5 protein-coding genes are annotated in these 4,254 nt (G+C 58.9%); 2 read left to right on the forward strand and 3 right to left on the reverse strand.

What is annotated here, in order from left to right; all coding sequences use genetic code 11:
• From CHU93_RS17200 to CHU93_RS00675, 3 genes are all read right to left on the reverse strand, one after another.
• Positions 1-708: MFS transporter (locus CHU93_RS17200; RefSeq protein ID WP_133064253.1), on the reverse strand; the 708-nt coding region annotated here is incomplete at its 3' end.
• Positions 705-1,094, reverse strand: coding sequence for a DUF5360 family protein (locus CHU93_RS17205; RefSeq protein ID WP_133064254.1), 390 nt, complete (start codon positions 1,092-1,094; stop codon positions 705-707). The genes CHU93_RS17200 and CHU93_RS17205, both read right to left, overlap by 4 nt.
• 80 nt (positions 1,095-1,174) lie before the next feature.
• Positions 1,175-1,759 carry a TetR/AcrR family transcriptional regulator gene (locus tag CHU93_RS00675; protein WP_094472299.1) on the reverse strand — a complete coding sequence of 195 codons (585 nt, stop codon included), beginning with the start codon at positions 1,757-1,759 and terminating at the stop codon, positions 1,175-1,177.
• A gap of 81 nt (positions 1,760-1,840) precedes the next feature.
• Here CHU93_RS00675 and CHU93_RS00680 point away from each other — a divergent pair, with 81 nt between their 5' ends.
• Both CHU93_RS00680 and CHU93_RS00685 read left to right on the forward strand, forming a co-directional pair.
• Complete coding sequence (locus CHU93_RS00680) at positions 1,841-3,088, forward strand: phytanoyl-CoA dioxygenase family protein (RefSeq protein ID WP_165768537.1); 1,248 nt, start codon at positions 1,841-1,843, stop codon at positions 3,086-3,088.
• Positions 3,089-3,166: 78 nt separating this feature from the next.
• The coding region (locus tag CHU93_RS00685) for a TonB-dependent receptor (RefSeq protein WP_133064255.1) at positions 3,167-4,254 on the forward strand (1,088 nt) is incomplete at its 3' end.

Here is a 4,254-nt window from a genome sequence, read left to right on the forward strand (position 1 = left end):
GGAGCTCCAATAAGCTACACCACGCCGTGGGACACGATCCAGGCCAGCCAAGGCCAGATAACCTCCCACATACGCTGCGTACGCTGCAGAGTAAAGAAACGAAACGAGTTGGTTCCCCCGCGTAACTTTAGGACGCTCAACTAGTGACCCGATTCTTTCACTGGTCACCAGCGTGCCAGAAGCTGTCGCTAGTATTAATCCTCCTACCGCTACTGCCCAGCAAATGCTTCTCCAACCGACGAATTCTGCGTAGTACCCCCCCAAGACAACTGCTAAGCCTGCGCCGATCGCGTAGCTCCCGAAGAATAGCGCTTGGGCGATGCCAACCCGTCGGGCGCCGACCCATGAACCGATTGCAGCCGTCAGTGTCGCAAGCAAAAGCCCGGTCATAAAACCGTAGATTGCCAACATTAGGCTGAACGGCACGATTCCATCGGCCAAAGATCGAAACCCGATCGATGCGCTGGCAAGGATGCTGCTTCCGGCAACAATGGTCCGCAAGCCGAACGACCGTGTAGCCGAAGCAGCGAACAGCGCACCGGGGATCGACCCGAAAGGGATGGCAGCCCAAGCTTGCTGAAGTCCAACAGGGCTCCAGCCTTCGGCCTCCATCGAAGCGAAGAGTGGGGGGAGGCTCATGTACCCTCCGCCAATCACGGTTGCATGGAGAAGGCACGCGATCACAAAGCTGAACCTGCTGTGGTTCATTTCTCAGCAACCGTGCTCTTCAGCAGGCCTGGCAGGAAGAACAGCGGCCAGATGACCAGCGTCAAATTGGGCAAGTACCAACCCGGATCAAACTCACCCAATATTGTCCAATAGCCGACTGCCATAAGGCCTGCAACGAACGTTAGGCAAAGAGAGATAAGCGCAAATGGTCGCCATCGAGGATCATTCTGCGCCGAGAACCGGACCGCTGCAAAACCGGATAATGAGAATAGCACGTCGACTGGAAAAAATGACCAGTTCCACGCGAATACTCTCGCTTGCGCGTAATCTGCATACATCAGGTCAGGCGGCATATTGAAGGCGCCGATCAGATGCAGAAGGGAAGCAGTCCAGTAAACAATAAACAACGTGTCCGTAGTTAACATGAAAGCCTTTAGGCACCTAGTCACATCTGCCTCCTAGATTTCCGGTTGCCAAATCCTCCGAGAACAAAAATTATTTAGCGTTATGCAACTCTTGCAGTGGCGCGATCGACTATGGAGTGCGCGTCAGCTCGTAAGTCTTCTCTCTCGGCTGGAGCTGCAAGTGCCAGACGTAATCCAATGCCGTCGACTAGGCTGAGCAGTTCCGAAACCGCCGCTTCAACTGCGCGAGGTTGCCCGACTAAGGGAGCGACGAGAGTCTCGATAAGGTCGCGCCACTCAGCGATCCTGATCTCGTTCTCTTTGCGAAGCTGTGGATTGCCAACCGCTTCGCCCCAGAACGCAAGCCAGACACGCCATTCGCGTAGGCGCGCGTCATCGAGAGGTAGCGCCTCAAGAATCACAGCGCGCAGCTTGTCTCGGGCTGCTCCAGCGGAGCTTGCCGCGCGAAGCATGCGTGCACCGGCTTCGAAATGTGCGGAACGAAGCGTCTCCACAAGCAGAGCCTCACGATCCGTAAAATAGTGGGTAAGCGCTCCGGTCGTAGCTCCCGCTGCAGCAGCGACACGCCGCAACGTCGCCGCGTTCAGGCCTTCCTCGGCAATGACGCTCCAACTGGCCAGAACAAAGCCTGCACGGCGCTCATCATGATCGACAACTTTTGGCACGCATGACTCCTCTTGACGTATCGCTTGTTATGTAGCAAACGTTATGTGAAAGGGCAAGCCCATATCATGGAGTCAGGCATTATGAAGGATGCAGCGAGGTTCAATTTGGAAGGAGTGGAGCCTTTTGTGGATCCGACCACGGGATCGGGAAACATTTTCCTCATGCCCGAGGGGATGGGATCGGACGGAAAGCCGTTCGTGTTCCTTGTACAGGATCCGCCCCACAAAACGCGGCCGCGACACTATCACCATGGCGATGTGCTCTACGTGTATACCCATGGTGAACACCACATCGAGGGCGAAGGGGTCTACCGCGCCGGCGATTTGCGCTGGACACGAGCGGGTCACGCCTATGGTCCGGAGACGACCGGGCCGGAGGGCGGCTCATGGTGGGTGATATCCTACAGCGACCCCCTCCCCGTCGATGTCGGGCAAGACGACGACGCCATTCATACGTCGAAGAACGAGCCTCCGTTCCAGTCAGCGCATGGCTTGCCGACATTCGAGCGCCCCTACGACTGGAAGGCAATCGATCAGGCGGTCACTGGCGAAGGTGGCGCAATCCTCGTCGGACTGCTCACGAAGGACGAACTGGACGCGGTCAATAGTGATATCGATGGCTACATTGCACGCGACGGCAAGATCGGGCTGCCCCAGAGCGGGTCTCCGACGTACGATGCGTTTCTCGGCGCTCGGACTGTGCGCTTGCATGGGCTTGCCGAGAAGACGCCGTCGACCCGCTCGCTGCTTGCTCATCCCGACTTGGTCGCATGGGCCGAAAGAGTCATCGGCCCCAACGCCACTAGCGTACTGCTGAACGCGGGGGAGCTGATCCAGATCGGTCCGGGAGAGCCGGCTCAGTATCTGCACCGCGATACCGACTCGTGGCTGTCCCTGCCTCGCAAGGAAGCGCCGGTGCTGGTGAATGCAATCATTGCATTGGACCCGTTCACTCTAGAGAATGGCGCTACCTACATCTCGCCTGGAAGCTGGCGCTGGGAGCCTGGCCGCCAGCCCAAGTCTGACGAGTTCGCTCGTGCGTTAATGAGCGCCGGAGACGCCGTCCTTTTCAGGGGCGACCTTATCCATGGTGGTGGTGAAAACGCGTCGGACACACCGCGTCGCGCGATCTCGATCTCATATTGCGCGGGCTGGTTGCGCCCGGTGGAGAACAGCTTCCTGAATGTGCCTCGCGACACCGCGCGAACGCTCGAGCCGCGACTTCAGGCGCTGCTTGGCTACGCGCCTCATGATGCCGTCGCAAAACGGGGAGGGATGATCGGTCTCTTCGAGAACGGCGACCCTGCAAGGGCGCTGGAGAACACCTGAGAGCCGGGAAGGCCGACCGATAACAACAAAGTGCTTTGCAAGATCGCGATATGGGCGACGGCGGAATGGGAGAGGGCGATGGGAAAAGCGTATGTTGGTGCCACGTTTTTGAGTGCGATCAACGCATTAATGCCGAGCGTTGCGGCGGCGCAGGACGGAGGCGCGCCGCCCGACGTTGAGGAAATCGTTGTGACCGCTCAGCGCCGCGATCAGTCTCTTGCCGATGTGCCTATATCCGTCACGGCCGTTAGCGGCGCGAAGCTGGCTCAGGCGCAGGTTCGGGACGCCGGCGACCTGACAGCGCTGGCTCCGGGGCTCGCAGGGAAGCCGCAAGGATTGGGTACGCCGGTTTTTTCAATCCGCGGTATCAGCACGAACTCGGTCGGGATCGGGGGCGAATCCAGCGTGGGTGTGTTCTGGGATGAGGGGTATCTCGGCCGCCTTGAAAGCGCGAACATACCCTTCTTCGACATAGAGCGCGTGGAGGTCTTGAAGGGCCCTCAGTCCACGCTTTTCGGGCGAAATGCGTCGGCAGGCGCCATCTCAGTAACTTCGCGGCGCCCAACGTTTGATAGCGATGCCAACCTGACGGCAAGCTATGCATCGTTTAACAGCATTGAGCTGTCCGGCGGCCTTACCGCGCCGGTCACGAATGATCTGTCGCTGAGGATCGCGGGGCTCTACCGTGACCGAGGAGGCACCGAGAGGAATATGCTGCTCGACCGAACAGAGGGTGGCGGCAAGACTACTGCGGTCCGCGGGATCGTCCTTCTGGAGCCGTCTTCCGGCTTCAAGCTTACCGCGATCGTCAACTATGTTCGGGACAACGGGGGCGGGTTTCCGTCCCAGACAACGGATCCGACACTCGCGGCGGCGGGCGGCGTGACGTCCGATCCGTTCGATGGTCGCCACGCCACCAATGTCGCGACTTTCGAAAACCGTCGCCTCTGGTCCGGGAACTTGCAAGCGTACTGGGAACTCAGTGACTCTCTCACGCTCAAATCGATCACAACTGCTCTTAGTACGCGGCTCGATCGCGAGTTCGACGTCGATGGTTCCGCGGTTCCACTTCTGAACGCGAGGTTTCGCGATTACCGAAACAAGACCTTCGGACAAGAGGTCAGAGATCGTGTCCCACCGCGTGGTGTAACTGCGGCGGTGTGGTC

Origin of the sequence: Sandarakinorhabdus cyanobacteriorum, assembly GCF_002251755.1 — a bacterium.
Taxonomy (GTDB): Bacteria; Pseudomonadota; Alphaproteobacteria; order Sphingomonadales; family Sphingomonadaceae; genus Sandarakinorhabdus; species Sandarakinorhabdus cyanobacteriorum.